Here is a 26,312-nt window from a genome sequence, read left to right on the forward strand (position 1 = left end):
TCCTGCCAGTGGCCGGGTCGGGTGAACGGGGCGACAGTGGATACATGAACACGTTCCTGAGCTACCTCGCCGTCCTCGCCGTCGCCGCCCTGCTGCTCGCCCCCAGCCTGTACGGGGTTCTGCGGGACCGGCGGACCGACCGAGAGCTGCGGGCCGTCGAGACACGGCTCGTGTGGCTGCCGCGGCAGAAGGCGGGCGGCATGCCGCCCACCCCGGGCCCCCGGCACGGCATCCGGTCCGCCGCCTGGCGCCGGGGCCCTCTCGCCCACTGAGCCCCCACGGCGCACGCACCGCCCCGGGAACGCGAAGAGCCGGGACGCGATCGGCTCGCGTCCCGGCTCTCGGTGCTTCCGAGGGGTTCTCAGAGGGGCTTCGGAGGGGTTTTCAGAGGGGGCTCAGAAGTCCTCGTCCAGGTCGACCGTGCCCTCGACCGCGACCTGGTAGGCCGACGGGCGGCGCTCGAAGAAGTTCGTCAGCTCCTGGACACCCTGCAGCTCCATGAAGGAGAACGGGTTCTGCGAGCCGTACACCGGCGGGAAGCCGAGACGGACCAGGCGCTGGTCCGCGACGCACTCCAGGTACTCGCGCATCGACTCGGTGTTCATCCCCGGCAGGCCGTCACCGCACAGGTCCCGGCCGAACTGCAGCTCCGCCTCCACGGCCTCCTTCAGCATGTCGGTGACCTGCTGCTGGAGCGCGTCGTCGAAGAGCTCGGGCTCCTCCTTGCGGACCGTGTCGACGACCTCGAACGCGAAGTTCATGTGCATGGTCTCATCACGGAACACCCAGTTGGTGCCGGTGGCCAGGCCGTGCAGCAGACCGCGCGAGCGGAACCAGTACACGTACGCGAAGGCGCCGTAGAAGAACAGGCCCTCGATGCACGCCGCGAAGCAGATCAGGTTCAGCAGGAAGCGGCGGCGGTCGGCCTGCGTCTCCAGCCGTTCGATCTTCTCGACCGAGTCCATCCACTTGAAGCAGAACTGCGCCTTCTCACGGATGGAGGGGATCTCCTCCACCGCGTCGAACGCCGCCGCGCGGTCGTCCGGGTCGGGCAGGTAGGTGTCGAGCAGCGTCAGATAGAACTGGACGTGCACGGCCTCCTCGAACAGCTGGCGCGACAGGTACAGGCGCGCCTCCGGGGAGTTGATGTGCTTGTACAGCGTCAGCACCAGGTTGTTCGAGACGATCGAGTCGCCCGTCGCGAAGAACGCGACCAGCCGGCCGATCATGTGCTGCTCGGCGGGCGTCAGCTTCGCGAGGTCGGCGACGTCCGAGTGGAGGTCGACCTCCTCCACCGTCCAGGTGTTCTTGATCGCGTCCCGGTAGCGCTCGTAGAAGTCCGGGTAGCGCATCGGACGGAGCGTGAGCTCGAAGCCCGGGTCCAGGAGGTTCTTCTTGTCGGTGGAGCTCATTACTGGCAGGCCTCGCAGGACTCGGGGTTCTCAAGGGAGCAGGCCAGCGCGTCGGCGTCGACGGCCTGCGGGAGGGCCACCGGAGCGGCGGTGGCGGCCTGGGCGGCGCGGGCGATCTTCGTCGCCGGGCGCGAGCGCAGGTAGTACGTGGTCTTCAGGCCCTGCTTCCAGGCGTACGCGTACATCGAGCTGAGCTTGCCGATGGTGGGCGTCTCCAGGAACAGGTTCAGTGACTGCGACTGGTCCAGGAACGGGGTACGGGCCGCCGCCATGTCGATCAGGCCGCGCTGCGGGATCTCCCACGCCGTGCGGTACAGCGCGCGTACCTCGGCCGGGATCCAGCCGAAGCCCTGCACCGAGCCCGAGGAGTCGCGCAGCGCCTCACGGGTCTGGGCGTCCCACACGCCGAGCTGCTTCAGCTCCTCCACCAGGTAGCCGTTCACCTGGAGGAACTCACCCGACAGCGTCTCGCGCTTGAACAGGTTGGAGACCTGCGGCTCGATGCACTCGTACACGCCGGCGATCGAGGCGATCGTGGCCGTCGGGGCGATGGCGAGGAGCAGGGAGTTGCGCATGCCGGTCTCGGCGACGCGGGTGCGCAGCGCGTCCCAGCGCTCCGGCCAGTTCAGCTCGGTGTCGTAGTGGTCCGGGTGCAGCACGCCGCGCGCGGTGCGGGTCTGCTCCCAGGCCGGCAGCGGGCCGCTGCGCTCGGCGAGGTCGCAGGAGGCCTCGTACGCGGCCAGCATGATGCGCTCGGAGAGCTTGGTGGACAGGGCCTTCGCCTCGGGGGAGTCGAAGGGCAGCTTCAGCTTGAAGAAGACGTCCTGGAGGCCCATCGCGCCCAGGCCCACCGGGCGCCAGCGGGCGTTGGAGCGGCCGGCCTGCTCGGTCGGGTAGAAGTTGATGTCCACCACGCGGTCGAGGAAGGTGACGGCGGTGCGGACGGTCTCGTCCAGGCGCTCCCAGTCGATCTCGCCGGTCTCCGTCAGGACGAAGGCGCCCAGGTTGACCGAGCCGAGGTTGCAGACGGCCGTCTCACCGTCGTCGGTGACCTCGATGATCTCGGTGCACAGGTTCGAGGAGTGGACGACGGTGCCCGGCTCGGCGGTCTGGTTGGCCGTGCGGTTGGAGGCGTCCTTGAAGGTCATCCAGCCCTGGCCGGTCTGCGCGAGGGTGCGCATCATCCGGCCGTACAGGTCGCGGGCGGGCATGGTCTTGCGGGCCAGGCCGTCGGCCTCGGCCTTGCGGTAGGCGGCGTCGAAGTCGTCGCCCCACAGGTCGACCAGCTCGGGGACGTCGGCCGGGGAGAACAGCGACCACTCGGCGTCGGCGTTCACGCGGCGCATGAACTCGTCCGGCACCCAGTGGGCGAGGTTCAGGTTGTGCGTACGGCGCTGGTCCTCACCGGTGTTGTCGCGGAGCTCCAGGAACTCCTCGATGTCCGCGTGCCAGGTCTCCAGGTAGACGGCGGCGGCGCCCTTGCGGCGGCCGCCCTGGTTCACGGCGGCGACGGAGGCGTCGAGGGTCTTCAGGAACGGCACGATGCCGTTGGAGTGGCCGTTGGTGCCGCGGATCAGCGAACCGCGGGCGCGGATGCGGGAGTACGACAGGCCGATGCCGCCGGCGTGCTTCGACAGGCGCGCGACCTGGTGGTAGCGGTCGTAGATCGAGTCGAGCTCGTCCAGCGGGGAGTCCAGCAGGTAGCAGGAGGACATCTGCGGGTGCCGGGTGCCGGAGTTGAAGAGGGTGGGGGAGGAGGGCAGGTAGTCGAGGCGGCTCATCAGCCGGTACAGCGAGGCGACTTCCTCGACGGCCTGGACGCTCTCGTCCGCGGCGAGACCGCAGGCCACGCGCAGCATGAAGTACTGCGGGGTCTCGATGACCTGACGGGTGATGGGGTGGCGCAGCAGGTAGCGGCTGTGCAGGGTGCGCAGGCCGAAGAAGCCGAAGCGGTCGTCGGCGCCCTCGGCGAGGGTGTGCTCGACCAGCGCGTCCAGACGGCTCGCGTGCGCCCGCACGAACTCGGCGGTGCGGTCGGCGATGAGGCCCTCGCGGTGGCCGACCTCGACGGAGGCGGAGAAGGAGGTGGAGCCCTGGCTCGCGGCCTCGTCGCGCACGGCCAGCGTCAGCAGGCGGGCGGCGAGCTTGGAGTAGGCCGGGTCCTCGGAGATGAGGCCCGCGGCGGACTCGGTGGCCAGCCCCCGCAGTTCGGCGTCGTCGGCGGCGGAGCTGCGGCCGCGGAGCGCGGCGGCGGCGACGCGGCCGGGGTCGGTGTCGGGGAGGTCCGCCGTCAGTTCGGTGAGGGTACGCAGCAGCGTGGCCCCCGGGCCCTCGGTGTTGTCGCCAGAAACGGACTCGGCGCGCGGTGCGGAAGGCGCGATGGTCACGGCGGGAGCTCTCCCTCGCTCGGCCCGGTCATCGGCGGGCGGGCGCGGGCGCATGCGGGCGTGGCAGGAACGGGCACACCGCATGGCGTCCACCGGCCCAACCGCGAGGCCCGGACGTGTCGGCACCCGGTTCGGTCGATCCGGGCGCGCTGACGGCAGGTCATCGGACTTGGTGTCCGGATGCCGGACACTTCATACCGTTGCGGGACAGTTCCGGATTCCCACCGGATTCCCCTGCGGCGACAGCAGGCATGAGCATACATGTGGGGGCGCCCTTGTGCGGCACCCCCAACATGTAGTGTCGGCGCGGCTACAGCTTGAGTCGGTACGTGAGGAGTTTCAGGCCCTCGATGGGCGCCCAGTCCCGCTCCGGAGTGCGCTCGAAGCCCAGCCGTACGTAGATCCGGTGGGCCCCGGCCATGCTGCGCTGGGTGGAGAGCACGAGGCCCGTGACGCCCTCGATCGCCCGCGCCCGTTCGATGCAGCCCCGCACCAGGGCCTCGCCGACGCCCCGGCCGCGGGCCGCGTGGTCCACCGCGAGCATCCGGAACTCGGCCTCGTCGGGGCCGGCGATGTCGGCGAGCGGGCTGCCGGGTGCGGCGAAGGTCACGCCGCCGAGCACCTGGCCGTCGTGCTCGGCGACGAGCACCTCGGCCAGGACGGCCCGCCCGGCCACGTCGCGCAGCACCTTCAGGTACGCGTCGTCCTCGTTGAAGTCCAGGTGTCCGTCGGCGAGGTAGGCCCGCGCCGTGATCTCGCCCAGCTCCGTGTAGTCGGCGGGCACCGCCGTTCTGATCACCATGTCCATGCGGTCGAGTGTGCAGGACGCCTCCCGGCGGGCGGCGCTATCGTCGGAGGCAGCACCGTCGAGGAAGGTGAGCGAGGCGTGACCGTGATGACCGACAGGCCCCACATGCTGACCGAGGACTTCGAAGCCGTCGCGCGCGTAGCCGCCAGAGAGGTCGAAGGTCTGCGGCTGGAGTTCATCGACGGGGTCATCAGGAGCAAGGCAGTGCCGGACGGAGATCACGACCGCCGTGACCGCGTCGAGAAGCCCCTCGCCTACGCCCGGACGGGCATCCCTGTATACCTGCTCATCGACCGGGAGGCGTGCGACGTGACCGTGTTCAGTGAACCGGACGGCCGCAGGTATGCGAACACCCGTACGGTGGAGTTCGGGAACGACGTTGAGCTCCCCGATCCGGTCAACGTCACCCTCCGGACCGAGGTTCTCAAGGACTGGGTGCGCTGAGGAGCGCCGAAGGGGCCCCGCCGGACGCGGCGGGGCCCCTTCGGCGTGTGTCAGCAGCAGCGGAAGCCCTCGCGGGGGTCCGCCTCGCGGGCATCCGTGCGGGCGCGTTCGAACGCGCGGCGGGTGAGGACCTCCGCGTCCGGGTCGTGGGAGCGGGCGTGGGCCACGTAGCGGTCGTAGGCGGCCTCTCCCGAGAACTCCCGTACGTAATACCTGGCCCGGGCCAGCACGGCGCGTACGGTGCTCACCCCACCGGCTCCTTGACCTGCCCGCCGCCGGAGTCGCGGTCCGCCCCTGCGGCGGCGAGCTGGGCCCGCTCCTCGGCGGTCGCGATCAGGCCGGCCGGGGCGACGATCTTCGACTCGGTCCACGGGGTCTCGGAGAGCTTCGCCGAGCCCGGGTCACGGACGGCCTTGAGGCAGGTCCGGGCGGCGTCCGCGAGGACCACGATGATCAGGACGGCGAACAGGGCGCACAGCACGCCGTCGACCGTGGCGTTGGTGACGATCGTGTGCATGTCGTCCATGTTCTTCGCGGGGGCCAGCACCTTGTCGGCGTCGATGCCCGCCTGGTACTTGTCGCGCTGGGCGAAGAAGCCGACCTTCACGTCCTCGGAGAAGACCTTCTGGTAGCTGGCGGTGAGGGTCACCGTGGCGTCCCAGACCAGCGGGACGCCCGTCACCCACGCCCACTTGAGCCGGCCGGACTTCACCAGCAGCGTGGTGCAGACGGCCAGCGCCACCGCGGCGAGCAGCTGGTTGGCGATGCCGAAGAGCGGGAAGAGCTGGTTGATCCCGCCCAGCGGGTCCTTGATGCCGACCCACAGGAAGTAGCCCCACGCGCCGACCACGATCGCGCTCGCGAACCACACGCCGGGCTTCCAGCTGACGTCCTTGAAGGACTTGTGGACGTTGCCGAGGGTGTCCTGGAGCATGAACCGGCCCACGCGGGTGCCCGCGTCGAGCGTCGTCAGGATGAAGAGGGCCTCGAACATGATCGCGAAGTGGTACCAGAAGGCCTTCATCCCGGCGCCGCCGATGACGGAGGAGAAGATCTCCGACATTCCGAGTGCGAAGGTCGGCGCGCCGCCGGTGCGGGACAGCAGGCTGGCTTCCTCGACGTCCTTCGCGGCCTGGGTGAGCGCCTCGGGCGAGATGGCGAAGCCGAAGTTCGTCACCGCCTGCGAGGCGGACTCGACCGTGGTGCCGATGATCCCGGGCGGGGAGTTGACCGCGAAGAAGAGGCCCGGCTCGATGATGCAGGCCGCGATGATCGCCATGACGGCGACGAACGACTCGGTCAGCATGGCGCCGTAGCCGATCATGCGGACCTGGGTCTCCTTCTGGATCATCTTCGGGGTGGTGCCCGAGGAGACCAGGGCGTGGAAGCCCGACAGTGCGCCGCACGCGATGGTGATGAAGACGAACGGGAACATCGACCCGGCGAAGACCGGGCCGTCCCCGCGGGCCGCGAAGTCGGTGATCGACGGCATCTTCAGCGTCGGCATCGCGATGACCACGCCGATCGCGAGGAGGGCGATGGTGCCGATCTTCATGAAGGTGGACAGGTAGTCGCGGGGCGCGAGCAGCATCCACACCGGCAGGACCGACGCCAGGAAGCCGTACACCACCATCCAGATGACGAGCGTCTCCTTCTCCAGGGTGAAGGTCCCGGCGAAGGAGGACTCGGCGACCCAGCCGCCCGCGACGATGGCGAGCAGCAGCAGGGCGACGCCGATGAGGGAGACCTCGGTGACCCGGCCCGGACGCAGGACGCGCAGGTAGAAGCCCATGAAGACGGCGATCGGGATGGTCATGCCGATGGAGAAGACGCCCCACGGGGAGTGGGCGAGGGCGTTGACGATGACCAGCGCCAGCACCGCCAGCAGGATGATCATGATGGCGAACACGGCGACCAGGGCGGCGGCTCCGCCGACGGGGCCGATCTCGTCCCGCGCCATCTGGCCGAGCGAGCGGCCGTCGCGGCGGGTGGAGAAGAACAGCGTCACCATGTCCTGGACGGCGCCGGCGAAGATCACGCCCGCGACGATCCAGATGGTCCCGGGCAGGTAGCCCATCTGCGCGGCGAGCACGGGGCCGACGAGCGGGCCCGCGCCGGCGACGGCGGCGAAGTGGTGGCCGAAGAGCACCCGGCGGTCGGTGGGATGGAAGTCGACACCGTTGTCGAGGCGTTCGGCGGGGGTGGCTCGCGTGGCGTCGACCTTCAGCACGCGGTGCGCGATGAAGCGCGCGTAGAAGCGGTAGCCGATGGCGTACGAGCCCAGGGCGGCGGCGAGCAGCCAGGCCGCGGAGATCTCCTCGCCGCGCGAGAGCGCCAGCACGCCCCACCCGAGGGCGCCCACGAGGCCGACGAGCACCCACACGGCGATGGACTTGGGGGAGGGCGGGCCCGATGGGGTTCCCGGACCCGCCGTGTCCCGTTGTGTCCCTGTTGCTTCCGGTTCAGGCATGATCTCTCGTCCCCTCGTCGATCATCTGCGTAAGCAGGCGGAATCTACGGGGAATTGCCTGGTGAACGTAAGACCCCGTCCGTATTCCGGTCGTGGAATTCCGGTACTCGGGCGGGGTGCGGGTTCGTGGAGGGTGTGTTCAGACGGCGGGGCGCTTGAGCCTGGCGACGAACTTGTAGCGGTCGCCGCGGTACACCGAGCGCACCCACTCCACCGGTTCGCCGTCGGCGTCCAGGGAGTGCCGGGAGAGCATCAGCATCGGCAGCCCGACGTCCGTGCCGAGCAGGCCGGCCTCGCGCGGGGTGGCCAGCGAGGTCTCGATCGTCTCCTCGGCCTCGGCCAGGTGGACGTCGTACACCTCGGCGAGGGCGGTGTAGAGGGAGGTGTACTTGGCGAGCGAGCGGCGCAGCGCGGGGAACCGCTTGGCGGAGAGGTGGGTGGTCTCGATGGCCATGGGCTCGCCGCTGGCCAGCCGCAGCCGCTCGATGCGCAGCACCCGCCCACCGGTGTTGATCTTGAGGAGTCCGGCGAGGGTGTCGTCGGCGGTCACGTAGCCGATGTCGAGGAGCTGCGAGGTCGGCTCCAGGCCCTGGGCTCGCATGTCCTCCGTGTACGAGGTCAGTTGCAGGGCCTGGGAGACCTTGGGCTTGGCGACGAAGGTGCCTTTGCCCTGGATCCGCTCCAGTCGTCCCTCCACGACCAGTTCCTGGAGGGCCTGGCGGACCGTGGTCCGCGAGGTGTCGAATTCGGCCGCGAGCGTGCGCTCCGGCGGTACCGGGGTGCCGGGCGGAAGCGTCTCGGTCATGTCGAGCAAGTGCCGCTTGAGTCGGTAGTACTTGGGTACACGCGCCGTCCGGGTGGCCGCCCCGCCGTCCGGCTCCGTGAGTGCCCCTTCGGTGGCCATCGCCGCCCGCCTTCCCGACTCCAGTTTCGCTGCCGTCACCGGCTCCTCCGATATGTGCGGTCACATGGTGACACGAGTGGGGGGACAGGCCTTCTCTCTCCCCAGGTGTCGGTCCGATAACGGACCGGGCACCCGCTCATTAGACCCTTGACACCCCTAAAGGTCTAGGCCAAGCTCCAGCTACTGGTCTACACCAATATGGATCAGATCCCAGCCCCACGGCAGTACTTCGCGTATGTCACCGCGGCGGGCAAGGGAAGTGCAGGCAGGCATCCCTGAGGAGGGTGGCGTGAAGCGCAAGCTCATCGCGGCGGTCGGTGTCGCGGGCATGATGGTCGGTGTCGCGGCGTGTGGCAATGGGGACGACGACAAGGCCAAGGCCGACGCGGGTCCCAAGGAGATCACCGTCTGGGTCATGGACGGCTCCGCGCCGAAGGCCTGGATCGACGAGGTCAACAAGGAGTTCTCGGCCAAGCACCCCGGTGTGACGGTCAAGGTCGAGGAGCAGAAGTGGACCGGCATCCAGGAGAAGGTCACCACGGCCCTCTCCGAGAACAACCCTCCGGACGTCCTTGAGCTCGGCAACACCCAGACCGCCGGCTACGCGGTCACCGGCGGCCTCGCCGACCTGACCAAGGACAGGGCCGCCCTCGGCGCCGACGCCTGGCAGAAGAGCATGCTCGCCTCGGCCGAGGTCGACGGCAAGCTCTACTCCGCCCCCTGGTACGCCGCCAACCGCGTCGTCGTCTACGACAAGAAGGCCTTCGCCAAGGCCGGCGTCACCCCGCCCACCACCCGCGACGAGTGGATCGCCGGCCTGGAGAAGCTGAAGGCGGCCGACCCGGCCACCCAGCCCATCTACCTCCCCGGCCAGAGCTGGTACGTCCTCGCCGGTCTCATCTGGGACGAGGGCGGCGACCTCGCCGTCAAGGACGGCTCCAAGTGGAAGGGCGGCCTCGGCACCCCGCAGGCCGGCGCCGCGATGGAGTTCTACAAGAAGCTCCAGTCCTACTCCACCGCCCCCAAGGACAAGGACGAGGCCAACCCGCAGCAGTCCACCGACATCGTCCCCAAGGGCGGCGTCGCCTCCTGGATCGGTCTGGGCTGGGAGGCCGGCGGTGCCGAGAAGGCCCTGAAGGAGGCGGGCAAGGAAGCCGACTTCGGCTACTTCCCGATCCCGGGCAAGACGGCCGACAAGACCAGCACCGTCTTCCTCGGCGGCTCCAACCTCGCCGTGGCCGAGCGCTCCAAGAACAAGGAGCTCGCCAAGGAATGGCTGGCCCTCGCCGCCGGCAAGGACCAGATGACCAAGTACGCGGCCGAGACCAAGGGCGCGCTGCTCCCGAACCAGGCCGCCGCCAACTTCACCCCCGCCGCCGGCTCCTTCGCCGAGGCCATGGGCAAGGCCGGCGTCAACGGCAGGATCACCCCGGTCACCGCGGGCTGGGCGAACGTCGAGACCGAGCCGAACCCCATCAAGGAGTTCATGACCAAGGTCCTGAAGGGTGAGGACGCGGCCAAGGCCGGCGCCGAGGCGGACGCGGAGATCGCGAAGCGCATCAACAAGTAGTCCCGCCCCGCAGTACCCGCACGACCCAGCAGTGTGATCGCACCGGGGAGTGCGGCAGGTGCCCGGACACCCGCCGCGCCCCCGGTCGCGCATTTGACTCCACAGTCAACCGCGAGGAAGCCAAGCCATGACCGTGCACTCCCAGGGAGCGGTGACCAGCGCTCCACAGGACGCACCACCGAAGTCCGCCGGACTGCCCGAGACGCCGGCCCCAGCAACCGGCACCGGCCCCACGCCGCCTCGCGCGGGCGGGAAGCCGCTCCCCACGGGGTGGCTGCCCTATCTGCTGGTCGCGCCCGCGGTGCTCGCCCTCGCGACGCTCCTGCTGTACCCGCTGATCAAGAACGTGATCCTGTCCCTCCAGGACATCAACAAGGTCGAGTTCATCCAGCGTAAGTACCCCTTCGCGGGACTCGCCAACTACACCGAACTGCTCGGCGACTCGACCTTCTGGACCGTCGTCGTCCGCAGCTTCGCCTTCACCCTGGCCAACGTCGCGCTGATCATGGCGCTGGGAAGCCTCATCGGCATCCTGCTGAACAAGCTCGGCAAGAAGATGCGCCTGGTCCTCTCGATGGCGCTGGTGATGGCCTGGGCCATGCCGATCGTCGCCTCGGTACAGGTCTTCCACTGGCTGTTCGACGAGCAGTTCGGCGTCATGAACTGGGTCATGCGCACCGCCGGCTTCTCCGGCTACGAACAGCACAACTGGATGGAGACCGGCCTCTCCACCATGGTGATCATCACGATCCTGGTGGTCTGGGGCTCCATCCCCTTCGTCGCCCTCAACATGTACGCCGGCCTCACCACGGTCGGCGCCGAGCTGTACGAGGCCGCCCGCATGGACGGCGCCAACGGCTGGCAGACCTTCTGGAAGATCGTCTTCCCGAACCTGAAGCCCTTCTTCCTCATCACCACCTTCCTCGAGGTGATCTGGGTGTTCAAGGCCTTCACCCAGGTCTACGCGATGAACAAGGGCGGCCCGGACCGCGCCTCCGAGATCCTCCCGGTCTTCGCCTACGTCGAGGGCCAGAGCCAGGCCCACTACGGCCTCGCCGCCGCGATCTCCGTCCTGACGATCGTGATCCTCGTGGTCGTCATGTCCTTCTACTTCCGCCTGATCCTGAAGCAGGAGGAGGAGCAGTGAGCACCACCACCGCCCCGGAGCCCGCGGCTCCCCAGAGGCCCGCACAACGGCTCCGCACCCGCCGCCCGGTGCGCCCCGCAGCCGTGGCCAAGAACCTCGGCGCCCTCCTGCTGGCCCTGGTCTTCGTCTTCCCCGTGTACTGGATGTTCTCCTCGGCCCTCAAGCCGGCCGACCAGATGCTCACGAAGGACCCCGTCTTCGTCTTCACGCCGACGCTGGACAACTTCGGCAAGGCCACCGGGGTCGAGAACTTCTGGACGTACGTCACCAACAGCGTCCTGGTCACCGTCGGCGCCGTCCTGCTGGCCCTGCTCGTCGCCCTCGCCGCGAGCTTCGCCATCGCCCGCATGAGGTTCAAGGGCCGCAAGGGCCTGGTCCTCACCGTGATGATGGCCCAGATGGCCCCCTGGGAGGTCATGGTCATCGCGATGTACATGATCGCCCGCGACGCCGAGATGCTGAACAGCCTCCCGCTGCTCACCGCGATCTACTTCGTGATGATCCTGCCCTTCACCATCTGGACCCTGCGCGGCTTCATCGCCGCCGTCCCGGTGACCCTGGAGGAGGCCGCCCAGATCGACGGCTGCACCCGCGGCCAGGCCTTCCGCAAGGTGATCTTCCCGCTGCTGGCCCCCGGCCTGATGTCCACCTCGCTCTTCGGCTTCATCACCGCCTGGAACGAGTTCGCCATGGTCCTGATCCTCAACAAGGACAAGACCGCGCAGACCCTGCCGCTGTGGCTGACCGAGTTCATGTCCGCCTTCGGCAACGACTGGGGCGCCACCATGGCCGCGTCCTCGCTCTTCGCGCTCCCGGTCCTGCTGATCTTCATCTTCCTCCAGCGCAAGGCCGTCGGCGGCATGACCTCCGGCGCAGTGAAGGGATGACGAACGTCATGACTGTCCTTGCGCACCGCGCCACCGCCTCCGACGAGGTGACCCGCGACGCACTCGCCGTCCTCCAGCCCGGCTTCGAGGGCACCACCGCCCCCGCCTGGCTGCTCCGCAGGATCGGCGAAGGCCTCGCCTCGGTGGGCCTGTTCGGCCGCAACATCGCCTCGCCCGAGCAACTCGCCGCGCTGACCGCGCAGCTGCGAACCGAGCGGGACGACGTCCTCGTCGCCATCGACGAGGAGGGCGGCGACGTCACCCGCCTGGAGGTCAGGGGCGGGTCGTCCTTCCCCGGCAACCTGGCCCTCGGCTCCGTCGACGACACCGGTCTGACCCGGGACGTCGCCCACGAGCTGGGCCGCCGCCTCGCCGAATGCGGCGTCAACCTCAACTGGGCGCCCTCCGCCGACGTCAACTCCAACCCGGACAACCCGGTCATCGGCGTACGGTCCTTCGGCGCCGACACCCACCTCGCCGCCCGGCACACCGCCGCCTACGTCGAGGGCCTCCAGGCCGCCGGCGTCGCCGCCTGCACCAAGCACTTCCCGGGCCACGGCGACACCAACGTCGACTCCCACCACGCCCTGCCGCGCATCGACGTGGACCTCGACACCCTCGCCGCACGGGAACTCGTACCGTTCCGGGCCGCCATCGAGGCCGGGACCAAGGCCGTGATGAGCGCGCACATCCTGGTGCCCGCCCTCGACCCGACCCGGCCGGCCACGCTCAGCCCGCAGATCCTGACCGGCCTGCTGCGCAAGGAACTCGGCTACGAGGGCCTCATCGTCACCGACGGCATGGAGATGCACGCCATCGCCGGGACGTACGGGATCGAGCGCGGCTCGGTCCTCGCCATCGCGGCGGGCGCCGACGCCATCTGCGTCGGCGGCGGACTCGCCGACGAGGCCACCGTCCTGCGGCTGCGCGACGCCCTGGTCGCGGCCGTCCGCGAGGGCACGCTCCCGCAGGAGCGCCTCGCCGACGCCGCCGCCCGGGTCCGGGCGCTGGCCTCCTGGACCCGGGCGGCCCGGCCCGACGCGCGGCCGGAGGGGAGCCGCGCGTCCGGCATCGGCCTGACCGCCGCCCGCCGGGCCCTGGTCGTCACCGGCTCGGCGGGCCCGTCGGCCGGCCGCCCGTACGTCGCGACCCTGACCCCGGTCGCGAACATCGCGGTCGGCGACGAGACCCCGTGGGGCCCGGCCGCCGAACTGGCCGAGCTGCTGCCGGGCACCGCCTCGGGCCTCTACCCGCAGGGCGCCACGGCCGGGGAGATCCTGGCGGCGGCGGGGGAGCGCACCGTCGTCGCGGTGGTCCGCGACGCGCACCGCCACCCGTGGATGACCGAGGTACTGGACGCCCTGGTCGAAGCCCGGCCGGACACGGTCGTGGTCGAGATGGGGCTGCCCCGCGCCGAGCCGCGCGGGGCCCTGCACATCGCGACGCACGGCGCCGCGCGCGTCTGCGGACGCGCCGCCGCCGAGGTCGTCGCGAAAGCCGTCACAGGGGTGTGACGCCGCGGTACCGGAGCCGGGCACCCGACACAGGGGTGGTGCCCGGCTCCGCCGCCCACGGCGAAGGGCCGGACTCCCAGCGGGAGCCCGGCCCTTCGTCCGTTCCGGGTGCTACAGCTGCTACAGCCCCTGCCAGGACGGCTTGTTGGCGTAGGCGTGGCGGAAGTAGTCGGCCAGCTTGAGCTTCGAGGCTGCCGCCTCGTCCACGACGACGGTCGCGTGCCGGTGCAGCTGCAGCGCGGACGCCGGCACCAGGGCGGACAGCGGCCCCTCGACGGTCTGCGCGACGGCCTCGGCCTTGCCCTCGCCGGTGGCCAGCAGCACCAGGTGGCGGGCGTCGAGGATGGTGCCGATGCCCTGGGTGATGACGTGGTGCGGCACCTGCTCCAGGTCGTCGTCGAAGAAGCGCGCGTTGTCCACGCGGGTCTGCTCCGTCAGCGTCTTGATGCGGGTGCGCGAGGCCAGGGACGAGCAGGGCTCGTTGAAGCCGATGTGCCCGTCCGTGCCGATGCCCAGCAGCTGGAGGTCGACGCCGCCGGCCTCGGCCAGGGCCCGGTCGTAGGCCTCGCACGCGGCGACGAGGTCCTCGGCCGCACCGTCGGGGCCCATGAAGGAGGCCTCGGTCAGGCCGAGGGGCTCGACGACCTCGCGCAGGACGACGGCCCGGTAGGACTCCGGGTGCCCGGCGGGCAGGCCCACGTACTCGTCGAGCTGGCATATCCGGGCCCGGGAGACGTCGGCCTCACCCGCCCCGACCTTGCGCGTGAGGGCCTCGTAGACGGGCAGCGGGGTAGAGCCGGTCGCCACGCCGAGCAGGGCGTCGGGCTTGCGGCGCACCAGGGCGGCCATGGCCTCCGCGATGAGCTCGCCGCCTGCCTTGGCGTCCGGGACGATGACAACTTCCACGCGGGGCCTGCCGATCTGGAGTGGGTGATGTGGTATAGACCAATCTAGCAGAGCGGGCCGGGTCCGGCGGGGGTCCCGCCACTTTCCATGCTGATCCCGATCCGGCCGTCCGGCCTCCTGGGATGTCACCCGGGAGGCCGCTGCGGTGCACGGTGCTACGGCCGGTCTGACCTGCGATTGGTTGCCCTGTCTACAACTCCTTTGTCGCATAAGGTGGCTTTGAGACAGAAATCATGCTATATGCGATGGGAGTGGTGGTCATGGCCAGAAATCCGACCTACGCCTTCGAGAGTTACAAAGCCGTGGCGAGCGCCACGCGGGCCGCGGACCTCGCGGAGACCACCTCCCCGTTCCAGATCGAGGTCCGTTTCATCGGAGGGCTGTCGAACGGCCAGAAGGACGTCTTCGCCGAGGCGGCCGAGCGCTGGGCCCGGGTCATCGTCGGTGACCTGGAAACCGCGGTCATCCACGACTTCAGCGGCGAAGTGATCGTCGACGACGTCCTCATCGACGCCGAAGGAGTCTTCCTCGACGGCGTCTTCGGCGTCCTCGGCGAAGCCGGGCCCCGCATCTTCCGGCCGCAGACGGCGCTCGCCGGGGCGGGTCTCCCGGCGAAGGCCGTCATGCGGTTCGACAAGGCCGACCTCGGCCAGATGGAAGACGACGGCTCGCTGCTCGACGTCATCACCCACGAGATGGGCCACTGCCTGGGGATCACCGGACCGGTCTGGAGCGCCTTCGGCCTGCTGAAGGACTTCCCCGGCGCCAACCCGACCTTCGTCGGCCCCGCCGCGATGGCGGAGTTCGGAACCCTCCTGGGAGCCGGAGAGCCCCGACCGGTGCCGGTCGCGAACGTCGGCGGGCCGGGCAGTGCGGGCAGCCACTGGCGCGAGAGGGTCTTCCGCACCGAGCTGATGACACCGACCATCGCCAGTGCCGGCAACCCGCTGAGCCGGCTGACGGCGGCGAGCCTCGAGGACCTCGGCTACACGGTCGACCTCGACGGCGCGGAGCCCTACGAGCTGCCCGACCTCATGGCGGTCGAGGCGGCCGGCGAGGAGCCCGACGCCCCGCGGGGCATCGTGCTCCCGACCGTCCCCAGCTCCATCCCCTCCGAACGGCCGTAGCGCCGTCCGGCCTCCGCTACACCAGTGCCAGCTGCAGACCGCCCGTGGCGTCCAGGTGTTGGCCGGTGACCCAGCGGGAGTCCGCCGAGGCCAGGAAGGCCACCACGTCCGCCACCTCCTCCGCCGTGCCCACCCGGTGGAAGACCGAGCGGGAGGCCAGGTGGGCCCGGGTCGCGGGATCGGCGAGCAGGGCCGCGTTCAGGTCCGTCTCGGTGATCCCCGGCCCCACCGAGTTCACGGTGATCCCCCGCGGAGCCAGCTCGGCGGCCAGCGAGCGCGTCATGGCGTTCACCGCGCCCTTCGCCATGACCGTAGCCAGGATCGCCGGCAGTGCGAGGTCCGGGGTGCCGGTCACGTTCACGATCCGGCCGCCGTCCCGCAGTCGCGCCAGTCCGTGCTGGATCACGAAGAACGGCGCCTTCGCGTTCAGCGCGTGCGCCCGGTCGTACGCTTCCTCGTCGGTGTCCCCGATCCCCGCGAAGGCCGCCGCCCCCGCGTTGTTGACGAGGATGTCCACGGCCTCGGTGTGCGCGGGGTGGGCCTCGTACGCCGCCCAGAGGGCCTGCGCGTCCCCCGGGACCCCGAGCTCGGCCCCGATGGCGAAGGCCCGGCCGCCGGCCGCCCCGATCGCGGCCACGGTCTCCTCGGCCGCCTCCGCGTTGCGTCCGTAGTGCACCGCGACCAGTGCCCCGTCGCGCGCCAGCCGCTGCGCCACGGCCCGGCCGATGCCCCGGCTGCCACCCGTGACCAGTGCCGTCTTCCCCTTGAGCACGCCCATGACGCGCCCCCCTTCGAAATCGATAGCGGTCGCTACAGAAAGGGACCGTACCAGATTCCCTAGCGGCCGCTATAGAATCTTCGGATGGTGACCGGACAGCGCGGCAGGCCCCGCTCCTTCGACCGCGACGCCGCCCTCGACAAGGCGATGACGGCCTTCTGGGAGCGCGGCTACGAGGCGACCTCGATCTCCGACCTGACCGCCTCGATCGGCATCGGCGCACCCAGCCTCTACGCGGCCTTCGGCGACAAGCGCAAGCTCTTCGACGAGGTCGTCGTGGTGTACGGGAGCCGGTACGGGGGCTTCGCCGGCGTGGCGCTGGCCGAGGAGCCCACCGCCCGCGCCGCCGTCGAGCGGATCCTGCGCGAGGCGGCCGAGATCTACACCGACCCGGCCCACCCGCCGGGCTGCATGGTGATCAGCGCCGCGATCAACACCACCTCGGAGGAGGTGGCCCAGGCCCTGCGCGAGCGCCGCAACGCCAACCTGGAACTCTTCGAGCGCCGGATCCGCGCCGACGTCGCGACCGGCGCGCTGCCCGCGGACACGGACGCGCGGGCGCTGGCCCGGTACACCGGGGCCGTGCTTCAGGGGATGTCCCAGCAGTCGCGCGACGGGGCGACTCGGGAGGAGCTGGAGGCGGTGGCGGAGCGGGCCCTGCTGGCCTGGCCGTAGAGCCCCGCGGATTCCTCTGGGCCACGGTGCAGGACGGGACCCTCAACCCGTCCGGCACCGTAGCCCGGAGTACTTACGGCCGTCAGGTGTGCGGTTCCCGGCGGCCGGTGAGAGGTGCCTGCGCGGTCAGGGCAGAGCGCGCGGCTACCTCGCTTCCGTCCTCCTGTGCGGGGAGGGCGGAGACTGTAAGCCAATTCTGGACTAGACCAATCTGTTCTGTCCATCCAATGACGGTAGCTGGAAACCCGTCACTTCCTCCAACAGTACGCGGCCCGTGCCCCTCCTGGATACTCCTGAGTACCCGCGTGGGGAAAGTCATCGTGCGTACCCGGGGTACGCTCGCAAGGTGCCCTCCATGAACGACCTCGTACGCCAGCACACCGCTCTCGGAGAAACCGACCTGGAGTGGCTCCACCTGTTGGTCTCGGAGTGGCAGCTGCTCTCCGACCTGTCCTTCGCCGACCTCGTCCTGTGGGTGCCCACCCTCGACGGCACGCGGTACGTCTCGGTCGCCCAGATGCGCCCGAACACCGGCCCCACCTCCTACCAGGACGACATGGTCGGACACCTGGTGCCGCGCGGCCGCCGTCCCCTGCTCGACGCCGCGCTCGACGAGGGCCGCATCGTGCGCGAGGGCGACCCGGAGTGGCGCGAGGAGGTGCCGGTCCGCGTCGAATCGATCCCCGTCCGCCGCGAGGGACGGGTACTGGGAGTGATCGCCCGCAACACCAACCTGCTCACTGTGCGTACACCGAGCCGGCTGGAGCTGACCTACCTCCAGTCCGCCTCCGACCTCGCACAGATGATCGCGGCGGGCGCCTTCCCCTTCCCCGGCCAGCAGGTCGACATGGACGCCTCGCCGCGCGTCGGTGACGGCCTGATCCGGCTCGACGCCGACGGCGTCGTCACCTACGCCTCCCCGAACGCCCTCTCCGCCTACCACCGCCTCGGCCTCGCCTCCGACCTGGTCGGCCAGGACCTCGGCGCCACCACCGCCGAACTCGCCCCCTCCCGCGGCCCGGTGGACGAGGCACTGGTCAAACTCGCCAGCGGCTGGGCCCCCCGCGAGACCGAGGTCGAGGGCAACGGCGGCGTCATCCAGCTGCGCGCCATCCCCCTCAAGCCCAAGGGCACCCGGATCGGCTCCCTGGTCCTCTGCCGCGACGTCACCGAACTGCGCCGTCGCGAACGTGAACTCATCACCAAGGACGCCACCATCCGGGAGATCCACCACCGGGTGAAGAACAACCTCCAGACCGTGGCCGCGCTCCTGCGGCTCCAGGCCCGCCGCATGGATTCGCCCCAGGGCCGCGAGGCGCTCAACGAGGCCGTGCGCCGCGTCGGTTCGATCGCGATCGTGCACGAGACGCTCTCTCAGAACCTTGACGAGCGGGTCGAGTTCGACGAGATCGCCGACCGCGTGATCGCGATGGTCTCGGAGATCTCACCGGGCCGGGTCGACTGCCGGCGCACCGGCCGCTTCGGGATCCTGGACGCGGAGGTCGCCACCCCGCTGTCGATGGTGCTGACCGAGATCCTGCAGAACGCCCTGGAGCACGCCTTCACCCCGGGGGAGCGGGGCACCGTGGAAGTGGCCGCGCTGCGCAGCGGGACCGGGCGCAAGGACGGGCGTCTGCTGATCACCGTTCTCGACGACGGCAACGGCCTGCCCGAGGGGTTCGACCCCCAGCGGGCCGGCAACCTCGGGCTGCAGATCGTCCGGACCCTCGTGGAGGGGGAGCTGGGCGGCACCTTCGACATGGTCCGGGCCGAGCCGCGCGGCACCAAGGTCGTCCTCGACCTGCCGTCCAGCCCCCAGAAGTAGCAGCCGTACGGTGACTCAACGTGAGCAGCGGCTTTCAGGCCCCGCGCACGCAGCGTAGTCGCACAGCAGCACTGAGCCCCGGACCGAATGCTTCGGTCCGGGGCTCAAGAGCACGTTGCTGAGCGCTTCTTCGGTACTGCGCGCTGCGCGTCGAGGCTCGAAAGTCGTTGTCAGGCGCTGGCGTTGCGCGCCCGGTTGCGAGCGGCGCGGCGCTTCATGGCGCGGCGCTCGTCCTCGCTGAGACCGCCCCAGACGCCGGAGTCCTGACCGGACTCGAGCGCCCACTGCAGGCACTGCTCCATGACGGGGCAACGGCGGCAGACGGCCTTGGCTTCCTCGATCTGCAGCAGCGCAGGACCGGTGTTGCCGATGGGGAAGAAGAGTTCCGGGTCTTCCTCGCGGCAAACGGCGTTGTGACGCCAGTCCATGGCTGCTCCATCTCCTTGTGTTACGGGCACTTTGCTTGTGAATGTGAACGCTTTCACGAATCCCCCCGTGAGGGAAGGGCGACCGCCCGGTTTCACGCGGGTGGCCAGTCTGAGATTCGTGGAGGGGTTCTGGCGGTCTGTGTGGGTGCCGGGTCCTGCGGGCTGTCCCGATCGCCATGAAGAGATTCGCAAACCTCGGACGGGGATACAACCCCTTCCGGAAAGTTTTTTTTGATTCGTCGGTGTCTACTAGGTCACAGCCCTACATCGTGAGGGTGGACCGGCGTGTAAACGTTCGAGTGAAAGGCCTATGGGCCCTTCTACTCACACAATCACACGCAGTGCACGGCGTACGCCTGTGAACCGAACGCTGGTGCGCAGTCCGAGGTGATCACCGTCCATCTGGAACGGGAGGGGAACCTTCGAATGCAAGGTGAAGTCGGTCAGATCGTGCAGAGACACCGCATGCTTGCCGTGCGGACCCCGCTCAGGAGTGGAGGTCAGGAGCTGTGTCGCGTAGCGGGCGACGGCCGGAGTTGACAAACGGTTGAGCGCCAATACGTCAAGCGCAGTATCGAACGACGCCTCCGGAGAGGCGTAAAGCGGACGATTCCCCAGATACGTCCAGGGTGAGGTGTTGCACACTATGGACAGCGCCAGGCCCGTCACCGGATCCGCTCCGGGCCGCTCCAGCGTGACCGTGCCGTGCCGCCGGTTGGGCTCCTCCCAGAACTGGCGCATCAGCTGTCGTACATACAGGGCGTGCGTCGAACGCTTGCCGCGCTCCCGCTGCTGCTCGACCCGCCCCACGACACCCGCGTCGAAACCGAAGCCCGCGCAGAAGGTGAACCAGCGCGCGGGAACCGACTCGTCCTCGGTCCCCGGAGTCCCCGCCGCCAGTCCCAGGCCGACCGTCCGCTCGCGCTCCTCGCGCAGCGCGTCCAGCAGCGCGCCCGTCGCCTCGACCGCGTCGTTCGGCAGCCCCAGGGCGCGGGCGAACACATTGGTGGAGCCGCCGGGAACCACCGCCAGCCGGGGCAGCCGGTCCGGATCGGGTCCGTTGTGCAGGAGCCCGTTCACCACCTCGTTGACCGTGCCGTCGCCGCCCAGGGCGACCACCAGGTCCAGCCCCTCGTGCGCGGCCTTGCGCCCCAGGTCCCGGGCGTGCCCGCGGTACTCGGTGGTGACCGCCTCCAGCTTCATCTCGCTGGCCAGGGCATGGATCAGGACATCGCGCGTGCGCGCACTGGTGGTCGTCGCTGCTGGGTTGGCCACGAGAAGTGCACGCATGAGCGCCAGACTACCCACCCCTTCGTGAGCCGACCCTACTGCCCGTCCCCTCCGGCCCGCGGAGGGCGCCGCTACCCTGCTTGGGTGAGTAAGAAGCAGCCCGCGAAGGCACCCGCCCCCACCGTCGAAGCGCCCACCGCGCTGCCCCGCCGGCTGACCGCCGCGGCCGCGCTCACCGCCCTGGAGGGCCTGGCGCTCGCCGGCCTCGGTGTGTACATGCTGTTCGTCGGCATCGCCGGCGACCCCGACTCCCCGCAGCAGGCCGAGACGGGCGGCATCACCCTGCTCGCGCTCGCCGCGCTGCCGCTGATCGCCGCCCGCGGACTGCGCCTGGGCCGCCGCTGGAGCCGCGGCCCGGCACTGATCACCCAGCTGATGGCGCTGCCGGTGGCCTGGACGCTCTACACCACCGGCGGTGCCATGATCGCCGCCGCCTTCGCTCTCGCCGTGGCCGCGGTGGCCGTCGTCGCGCTGCTCGTGAACCCGACGGCGACCGAGGCCCTCGGTATCGGAGAGCCGTCCTCCTCCTGAGCCCGGCGGAGTGAGCCGGGCCCGGGCTCACTCCTCGACGAGGAGCTTCTCGCGGAGCTGGGCCAGGGTGCGGGCCAGCAGGCGGGAGACATGCATCTGCGAGATGCCGACCTCCTGCGCGATCTGCGACTGCGTCATGTTGCCGAAGAAACGAAGGAGCAGAATCCGCTTCTCTCGGGGCGGCAGCCCCTCCAGCAGCGGCTTGAGGGACTCGCGGTACTCGACACCCTCCAGGGCCTCGTCCTCCGCGCCCAGGGTGTCCGCGACCGCCGGCGACTCGTCGTCGGTGTCCGGGACGTCCAGGGACAGCGTGCTGTAGGCGTTGGCCGATTCCAGCCCCTCCAGCACCTCCTCCTCGGAGATACCGAGCCGCTCGGCCAGCTCGTGCACCGTCGGGGAACGCCCGTGCTGCTGGGACAGCTCGGCCGTGGCCGTCGTCAGCGAGAGCCGCAGCTCCTGCAGACGCCGGGGCACCCGCACCGCCCAGCCCTTGTCACGGAAGTGGCGCTTGATCTCGCCGACCACCGTGGGCGTGGCGTACGTGGAGAACTCGACCCCGCGGTCCGGATCGAACCGGTCCACCGACTTGATGAGGCCGATCGTCGCGACCTGGGTCAGGTCGTCCAGGGGCTCACCGCGGTTGCGGAAGCGCCGCGCCAGGTGCTCGACCAGGGGCAGGTGCATCCGTACCAGCCGGTTGCGCAGCTCCGCCTTCTCCGCCGAGCCGTCGGGCAGCGCCCGCAGCTCGACGAACAGGGCCCGCGCGCTGCTGCGGTCGCGCGGATCGGGCAGGGGCACCGGGGCCGGAGGCACCGCGAAACCCGCCGCCGGGGCCGGCGCGGCGGCCTCCGGCGGCTGCGCCGGCTGTGATTGGTCGTGCTGGTTCTCGCTCATAGGGCCCGCCCGTCGCTCCGCCGAGTCCAAAAAGCCGTCTTCCGCATCCGCGTCAGCCGGGTGCGGCCGGGCGTGCAGCTGCTCCGGGATGCCGCCGTCGACCTCGTGCCGTACCCGGGGCCGATCCCCGCCCCGCACCGGGATCTCCCCGCCGCTCACGCCGGGCCTGGCCCCGCGCCGCGTTGTTTGTAGAGACTGATGCTCACCGTCTGGTTCTCCTCGACCGTGGCCTCGACCTTGCCGGCCAGTGCCGACAGGACCGTCCACGCGAACGTGTCACGCTCCGGCGCGCGTCCGTCCGTGGTCGGTGCCGAGACGGTCACCTCCAGCGAATCGTCGATCAGCCGGAAGACGCAGCTGAGGACGGAGCCCGGCACGGCCTGCTGGAGCAGGATCGCGCAGGCCTCGTCCACCGCGATGCGGAGGTCCTCGATCTCGTCGAGGGTGAAGTCCAAACGTGCCGCGAGGCCGGCCGTAGCCGTCCGCAGCACCGACAGGTAGGCACCCGCAGCGGGCAGCCGGACTTCCACGAAGTCCTGAGTCCCGGGCTCGCCTGCGATCTGGGACACCCTCACCTCCAAGGTGGTACGAGCTCTTTTCGCCGGTGACGCTACCGCGATCCGGGCGATTGTGTCGCGGCACCCCTCGTGACGCCCGCTCCGAGCACCCTGCCCTGCGGCCAGTGACTGATGGTAAGCCCTTGGGTACGCACAGTGGCTAGGGGTCTGCGGGGGTCAAATCGGGGGAACCGGCGGAGGGTTGAACTACCCCGCCTCAGACGATCGAACCGTCGACGAAACACCAGCGCCAGGTCTCGCCCGGCTCGAAGCTCCGCATGACCGGATGGCCGGTCTCGCCGTGGTGCGCCGTCGCGTGCCGGAAGGGCGAGGAATCGCAGCACGCCACGTGCCCGCAGCCCAGGCACATCCGCAGTTGCACCGGGTGGCTGCCGACGGCCAGACATTCGGCGCAGGTCTGTGCAGACGGGACCGGCTCGGGGCGCGGCAGTTCGGCAACGTGGGTGCACTCGCTCATGATGGCCAGCGTACGGCCAGGGTACGGGCGCGCGACGACGGAGGACGGATCTTCGATGGACGTATTGCAGCTGGTGGCTCTGGTCGCGGGCAGCGCGGCGGTGGCGGGGCTCGCCCGCCGCACGCCGGTCCCGGCGCCGCTCCTGCTGGTCGCCGCCGGCCTGGCGGCCTCGTACGTCCCGGGCGTGCCCGCGTATACCCTCGACCCGCACATCGTGCTGCCGCTGCTGCTCCCGCCGCTGCTGTACACGGCCGCCGTGGACAGCTCGTACCTGGACCTGCGGGCCAACATCAGGCCGATCGCGATGCTGTCGGTCGGCTACGTGCTCTTCGCGACGGTCGTCGTCGGGTACGCGGCGTACCTGCTGGTGCCCGGGCTGTCCCTGCCGGTGGCGCTGGTGCTGGGCGCGGTGATCGCGCCGCCCGACGCGGTGGCCGCCACCGCGATCGCCCGCAAGCTGCGGCTGCCGAACCGGCTGACGACCATCCTGCAGGGCGAGTCCCTGGTCAACGACGCCACCGCCATCACCGCGTACAAGGTGGCACTGGCGGCGGCGGTCGGGGTGAGCGCCGGCTGGGCGGGCGGGATCGCGGAGTTCCTGCTGGCCTCGGTGGGCGGCGTCGGCGTCGGCCTGCTGCTGATGGTGCCGATCCACCAGCTGCGCAAACGGATGAAGGAACCGCTGCTCCAGAACACCCTCTCGCTGCTGATCCCCTTCGTGGCGTACGCGGCGGCCGAGCGGGTGCACGCCTCCGGTGTGCTGGCCGTGGTCGTGGTCGCGCTGTACCTCGGGCACCGCAACTGGCAGGTCGACTTCGCCACCCGGCTCCAGGAGGAGGCGGTGTGGAAGATGGTCGCCTTCGTCCTGGAGTCGGTCGTCTTCGCGCTGATCGGCCTCCAGCTGCCGGTGGTCCTCACGGGGCTGGGGGAGTACCAGGGCGTGGACGCGGCCTGGTACGCGGTCGCCGTCTTCGTCGTGGTGGTGGTGGCCCGCTTCGTATGGGTGTTCCCGGCGACCTTCGTGCCGCGCTGGATGTCGCCCCGGATCCGGACGCGGGAGCCGGAGACCGACTGGAAGTCCCCGGTGATCGTCGGCTGGGCGGGGATGCGGGGCGTGGTCTCGCTGGCCATCGCCTTCTCCGTGCCGATCTCGGTGCCGCACCGGAACCTGATCCTGTTCCTCACCTTCACGACGGTCATCGGGACGCTGGTGGTGCAGGGGCTGACGCTGCCGCTGCTGATCAGGGCGCTGAAGCTGCCGCCGAGGGATGTGCAGGCCGAGACGCTGGCGGAGGCGCAGGCGCAGAGCGAGGCCTCGCGGGCGGCGGAGGAGCGGCTGGCGGAGCTGCTGGAGGAACCGGAGAACTCCACGCTGCCGCCGCCGCTGGCGGACCGGCTGCGGACGGTGCTGGAACGGCGGCGCAACGCGGTGTGGGAACGGCTGGGCGAGGTCAATCCGCTGACGGGGGAGTCCGCGGACGACATCTACCGGCGGCTCGCGGGCGAGATGATCGAGTCGGAGCGGGAGGTGTTCGTGGCGCTGCGGGACGATCGGCGGATCGACGACGAGATGCTGCGGGTGCTGTTGCGCAGGCTGGACCTGGAGGAGGCGGCGGCGTTCCGCGAGTCGACGTAGCCCTGCCCCTGCGGGGTGCTCGGCGGTGCGGGGCGGTGGTGCGGGGTGTTCGGCCGGTGCCGGTGCCGGGGTGGGGTGACGTCCGGGACTCATGATTTATGGCGCCGAAACCCTGTTTGCTCGTACGGGCCGTGTTGCGCCACAAATCACGTTTTACGTCCCGGACATCACCCCACCCCGGCCCCGTCCCCGGCGGGTGTCGCTACGGGCGGCCGGTGATGATCGCGGTGACGGTCGTGCCCCGTGGGAAGGCGCCGGCGGTGGTGAGGGTGGTCAGGGCCCAGAGGAGTTTGGCGACGTAGATCCGTTCCACCGGGAAGCCGTGGCGGGAGGCGAAGTCGGCGGCGAAGGACTCCAGGGCGGCCGGGACGCGGGCGTAGCCGCCGTGGTGGAAGTCCTCGGCCAGGGTCCAGTCGCCGACCGGGCCGCCGTAGGCCTCGGCCTGGAGGGAACGTATCTCCCCGGACAGGAAGCCGCCGGCCAGCACGGGGACGCCCAGCGCCCGCTGCCCGGGTGCGAGGCCCGCGGCCAGGCCGGCCAGGGTGCCGCCGGTGCCGCAGGCCACCGCGGCCACGTCGGTCACGCCGCGCAGCTCGCGGCCCAGCTCCGCGCAGCCCGCCAGGGCGAGGGCGTTGCTGCCGCCCTCCGGGACGACGTACGCCCCGCTCGCGCCGGCCTCGTCCAGCAGCTCGGCCAGCGCCTGCGGGTCGGCCTTGGCGCGGTAGCGCGAGCGGGTGACGAAGTGCAGGCGCATGCCGTCCGCCGCGCACCGGGCGAGGGAGTCGTTCAGGGGCCGGGCGGCCAGCTCGTCACCGCGGACGATGCCGACCGTCGCGATACCCAGCAGCCGCCCGGCGGCCGCGGTGGCCCGCAGGTGGTTGGAGTACGCCCCGCCGAAGGTGACGAGCTGCTCGTGCCCCGCCTCCAGCGCGGCCCGCAGGTTCGGCGCGAGCTTGCGCCACTTGTTGCCGGGCAGCTCCGGATGCACCAGGTCGTCCCGCTTCAGCAGCAGCCGCACGCCGTGCGCGGCGAACCGCTCGTCCACCGCCTCGACGAGCGGAGACGCCGGCCGCGACTGCAGTTCGGGGTGGTCCACCCGTCCATTGTGAGCCGCCCCGTGTCGTCGTACGGGCGGGGGCTACGTCTCGCGGGTGACGCGGGCGTGATCGGTGCACACCCGCCGGAACAGGCCGTGCCCGGTCCGCCCGGCATGCCGGAGCGCCCAGTCCTGCGGCCCTTCCTGTTCGTCGTGCGCGCCCGACTCGGCTCCACAGCCTGCGGCGACGCAGAACGCCTCGTAGGTCGCCCCGCCTTCCGGGGCCTGCCGGATGGTGTGGCTGACGTAGCGCCACACGGCGCGGGTCATCGGTGCACCTCCGTGTGGGGGTGCCGGCGGATCTCGACGTTGCGGTCCACTACCCCCGACAGGTCCCGCAGCCGGTAGCACTCCGTGCGCTGCACGACCAGGGCCGCGCAGACGTCGCACGTCGGGTCCGTCGGATCGGGATCGCGCACCGGGAACGGATCACGCTGTTCGACCTGCCGCCACAGTCCCCGCACCATTCCGGATCCCTTCGTACCTCGCTGGTACCGGGATCGTCGCTGTGGTGATCAGGACGGGGGAACCTCGTACGTTTCCCACTT

Annotated in this window: 27 protein-coding genes and 1 riboswitch; of the genes, 11 read left to right on the top strand and 16 right to left on the bottom strand. The window is 70.5% G+C overall.

Annotated features, from left to right (window positions below; translation table 11 throughout):
• The first annotated feature begins 44 nt into the window (after window positions 1–44).
• A complete protein-coding gene (locus NRK68_RS22750) occupies window positions 45–272 on the top strand; it encodes a hypothetical protein (RefSeq protein WP_257856559.1) in 228 nt (75 codons plus the stop codon).
• Window positions 273–395: 123 nt separating this feature from the next.
• On the opposite strand, the gene NRK68_RS22755 is transcribed toward NRK68_RS22750, so the two are convergent.
• The 3 genes from NRK68_RS22755 to NRK68_RS22765 form a co-directional block, all read right to left on the bottom strand.
• Window positions 396–1,412 carry a ribonucleotide-diphosphate reductase subunit beta gene (locus NRK68_RS22755; protein ID WP_046776083.1) on the bottom strand — a complete coding sequence of 339 codons (1,017 nt, stop codon included), beginning with the start codon at window positions 1,410–1,412 and terminating at the stop codon, window positions 396–398.
• Window positions 1,412–3,799 (bottom strand): ribonucleoside-diphosphate reductase subunit alpha, encoded by a 2,388-nt coding sequence (locus NRK68_RS22760; protein ID WP_257856560.1) that lies wholly within the window; start codon window positions 3,797–3,799, stop codon window positions 1,412–1,414. The genes NRK68_RS22755 and NRK68_RS22760 overlap by 1 nt, the downstream gene beginning before the upstream one ends.
• A gap of 137 nt (window positions 3,800–3,936) precedes the next feature.
• A riboswitch (cobalamin riboswitch) is annotated at window positions 3,937–4,058 on the bottom strand.
• Between the two features lie 51 nt (window positions 4,059–4,109).
• Window positions 4,110–4,607 (bottom strand): GNAT family N-acetyltransferase, encoded by a 498-nt coding sequence (locus tag NRK68_RS22765; protein WP_257856561.1) that lies wholly within the window; start codon window positions 4,605–4,607, stop codon window positions 4,110–4,112.
• Between the two features lie 78 nt (window positions 4,608–4,685).
• On the opposite strand from NRK68_RS22765, the gene NRK68_RS22770 reads away from it, so the two are divergent.
• On the top strand, window positions 4,686–5,051 hold the full coding sequence (locus NRK68_RS22770; RefSeq protein WP_183067257.1) for a Uma2 family endonuclease: 366 nt from the start codon (window positions 4,686–4,688) through the stop codon (window positions 5,049–5,051).
• A gap of 50 nt (window positions 5,052–5,101) precedes the next feature.
• On the opposite strand, the gene NRK68_RS22775 is transcribed toward NRK68_RS22770, so the two are convergent.
• From NRK68_RS22775 to NRK68_RS22785, 3 genes are all read right to left on the bottom strand, one after another.
• Window positions 5,102–5,299 (bottom strand): CstA-like transporter-associated (seleno)protein, encoded by a 198-nt coding sequence (locus tag NRK68_RS22775; RefSeq protein WP_183067258.1) that lies wholly within the window; start codon window positions 5,297–5,299, stop codon window positions 5,102–5,104.
• Complete coding sequence (locus NRK68_RS22780) at window positions 5,296–7,521, bottom strand: carbon starvation CstA family protein (RefSeq protein ID WP_257856562.1); 2,226 nt, start codon at window positions 7,519–7,521, stop codon at window positions 5,296–5,298. Before NRK68_RS22780 ends, NRK68_RS22775 begins: the two co-directional genes overlap by 4 nt.
• A gap of 139 nt (window positions 7,522–7,660) precedes the next feature.
• Entirely contained in the window at window positions 7,661–8,425 is a 765-nt protein-coding gene (locus NRK68_RS22785; protein WP_030026774.1) for a GntR family transcriptional regulator, read from the bottom strand.
• 289 nt (window positions 8,426–8,714) lie between these two features.
• Here NRK68_RS22785 and NRK68_RS22790 point away from each other — a divergent pair, with 289 nt between their 5' ends.
• The 4 genes from NRK68_RS22790 to NRK68_RS22805 all read left to right on the top strand — a co-directional run bounded on the left by NRK68_RS22790 (window position 8,715) and on the right by NRK68_RS22805 (window position 13,543).
• Window positions 8,715–9,995, top strand: a complete 1,281-nt coding sequence (locus tag NRK68_RS22790) for an extracellular solute-binding protein (protein WP_183067260.1) — start codon at window positions 8,715–8,717, stop codon at window positions 9,993–9,995.
• A gap of 127 nt (window positions 9,996–10,122) precedes the next feature.
• Window positions 10,123–11,142: a carbohydrate ABC transporter permease gene (locus tag NRK68_RS22795; protein ID WP_257856563.1), complete on the top strand. Its 1,020-nt coding sequence runs from the start codon at window positions 10,123–10,125 to the stop codon at window positions 11,140–11,142.
• The gene (locus NRK68_RS22800) at window positions 11,139–12,029 is read left to right on the top strand and encodes a carbohydrate ABC transporter permease (protein WP_373023636.1); all 891 of its coding nucleotides are present in this window, start codon (window positions 11,139–11,141) and stop codon (window positions 12,027–12,029) included. The genes NRK68_RS22795 and NRK68_RS22800 overlap by 4 nt, the downstream gene beginning before the upstream one ends.
• A gap of 8 nt (window positions 12,030–12,037) precedes the next feature.
• The gene (locus NRK68_RS22805; RefSeq protein ID WP_257856564.1) at window positions 12,038–13,543 is read left to right on the top strand and encodes a glycoside hydrolase family 3 protein; all 1,506 of its coding nucleotides are present in this window, start codon (window positions 12,038–12,040) and stop codon (window positions 13,541–13,543) included.
• Between the two features lie 120 nt (window positions 13,544–13,663).
• On the opposite strand, the gene nagB is transcribed toward NRK68_RS22805, so the two are convergent.
• Complete coding sequence (nagB, locus tag NRK68_RS22810) at window positions 13,664–14,449, bottom strand: glucosamine-6-phosphate deaminase (RefSeq protein ID WP_183067264.1); 786 nt, start codon at window positions 14,447–14,449, stop codon at window positions 13,664–13,666.
• A gap of 260 nt (window positions 14,450–14,709) precedes the next feature.
• On the opposite strand from nagB, the gene NRK68_RS22815 reads away from it, so the two are divergent.
• A complete protein-coding gene (locus tag NRK68_RS22815) occupies window positions 14,710–15,576 on the top strand; it encodes a leishmanolysin-related zinc metalloendopeptidase (RefSeq protein ID WP_183067265.1) in 867 nt (288 codons plus the stop codon).
• Window positions 15,577–15,592: 16 nt separating this feature from the next.
• Here the strand turns inward: NRK68_RS22815 and NRK68_RS22820 are convergent, their stop codons facing one another.
• Window positions 15,593–16,354 carry an SDR family oxidoreductase gene (locus NRK68_RS22820; RefSeq protein WP_183067266.1) on the bottom strand — a complete coding sequence of 254 codons (762 nt, stop codon included), beginning with the start codon at window positions 16,352–16,354 and terminating at the stop codon, window positions 15,593–15,595.
• Window positions 16,355–16,438: 84 nt separating this feature from the next.
• Here NRK68_RS22820 and NRK68_RS22825 point away from each other — a divergent pair, with 84 nt between their 5' ends.
• Window positions 16,439–17,029 (top strand): TetR/AcrR family transcriptional regulator, encoded by a 591-nt coding sequence (locus tag NRK68_RS22825; RefSeq protein ID WP_183067267.1) that lies wholly within the window; start codon window positions 16,439–16,441, stop codon window positions 17,027–17,029.
• A 355-nt stretch (window positions 17,030–17,384) separates the two neighbouring features.
• A complete protein-coding gene (locus NRK68_RS22830) occupies window positions 17,385–18,854 on the top strand; it encodes a sensor histidine kinase (protein WP_030963473.1) in 1,470 nt (489 codons plus the stop codon).
• A 170-nt stretch (window positions 18,855–19,024) separates the two neighbouring features.
• On the opposite strand, the gene NRK68_RS22835 is transcribed toward NRK68_RS22830, so the two are convergent.
• On the bottom strand, window positions 19,025–19,282 hold the full coding sequence (locus NRK68_RS22835; protein WP_003953983.1) for a WhiB family transcriptional regulator: 258 nt from the start codon (window positions 19,280–19,282) through the stop codon (window positions 19,025–19,027).
• 324 nt (window positions 19,283–19,606) lie between these two features.
• The gene (locus NRK68_RS22840; protein WP_183067268.1) at window positions 19,607–20,572 is read right to left on the bottom strand and encodes a diacylglycerol/lipid kinase family protein; all 966 of its coding nucleotides are present in this window, start codon (window positions 20,570–20,572) and stop codon (window positions 19,607–19,609) included.
• Between the two features lie 84 nt (window positions 20,573–20,656).
• On the opposite strand from NRK68_RS22840, the gene NRK68_RS22845 reads away from it, so the two are divergent.
• Window positions 20,657–21,103, top strand: a complete 447-nt coding sequence (locus tag NRK68_RS22845) for a hypothetical protein (RefSeq protein WP_183067269.1) — start codon at window positions 20,657–20,659, stop codon at window positions 21,101–21,103.
• Between the two features lie 27 nt (window positions 21,104–21,130).
• On the opposite strand, the gene NRK68_RS22850 is transcribed toward NRK68_RS22845, so the two are convergent.
• From NRK68_RS22850 to NRK68_RS22860, 3 genes are all read right to left on the bottom strand, one after another.
• The gene (locus tag NRK68_RS22850; protein ID WP_373024504.1) at window positions 21,131–22,141 is read right to left on the bottom strand and encodes an RNA polymerase sigma factor SigF; all 1,011 of its coding nucleotides are present in this window, start codon (window positions 22,139–22,141) and stop codon (window positions 21,131–21,133) included.
• A gap of 11 nt (window positions 22,142–22,152) precedes the next feature.
• Entirely contained in the window at window positions 22,153–22,566 is a 414-nt protein-coding gene (locus tag NRK68_RS22855) for an ATP-binding protein (protein ID WP_030963468.1), read from the bottom strand.
• Between the two features lie 205 nt (window positions 22,567–22,771).
• Entirely contained in the window at window positions 22,772–23,032 is a 261-nt protein-coding gene (locus tag NRK68_RS22860) for a UBP-type zinc finger domain-containing protein (RefSeq protein WP_030963467.1), read from the bottom strand.
• Between the two features lie 55 nt (window positions 23,033–23,087).
• Between NRK68_RS22860 and NRK68_RS22865 the strand changes: the two genes are divergently transcribed.
• Window positions 23,088–24,668: a Na+/H+ antiporter gene (locus NRK68_RS22865; protein ID WP_257856567.1), complete on the top strand. Its 1,581-nt coding sequence runs from the start codon at window positions 23,088–23,090 to the stop codon at window positions 24,666–24,668.
• Between the two features lie 202 nt (window positions 24,669–24,870).
• Here NRK68_RS22865 and NRK68_RS22870 read toward each other — a convergent pair whose 3' ends face one another.
• Genes NRK68_RS22870 through NRK68_RS22880 form a run of 3 tightly spaced genes read right to left on the bottom strand, consistent with a single transcriptional unit; the run spans window position 24,871 to window position 26,231 of the window.
• Window positions 24,871–25,764 (bottom strand): 1-aminocyclopropane-1-carboxylate deaminase/D-cysteine desulfhydrase, encoded by an 894-nt coding sequence (locus NRK68_RS22870; protein WP_183067272.1) that lies wholly within the window; start codon window positions 25,762–25,764, stop codon window positions 24,871–24,873.
• 42 nt (window positions 25,765–25,806) lie between these two features.
• Window positions 25,807–26,034, bottom strand: coding sequence for a DUF7848 domain-containing protein (locus NRK68_RS22875; protein WP_183067273.1), 228 nt, complete (start codon window positions 26,032–26,034; stop codon window positions 25,807–25,809).
• The gene (locus NRK68_RS22880; RefSeq protein WP_183067274.1) at window positions 26,031–26,231 is read right to left on the bottom strand and encodes a hypothetical protein; all 201 of its coding nucleotides are present in this window, start codon (window positions 26,229–26,231) and stop codon (window positions 26,031–26,033) included. Before NRK68_RS22880 ends, NRK68_RS22875 begins: the two co-directional genes overlap by 4 nt.
• Between the last annotated feature and the right edge of the window lie 81 nt (window positions 26,232–26,312).

It is taken from the genome of Streptomyces yangpuensis, from assembly GCF_024666385.1.
GTDB lineage: Bacteria > Actinomycetota > Actinomycetes > Streptomycetales > Streptomycetaceae > Streptomyces > Streptomyces yangpuensis.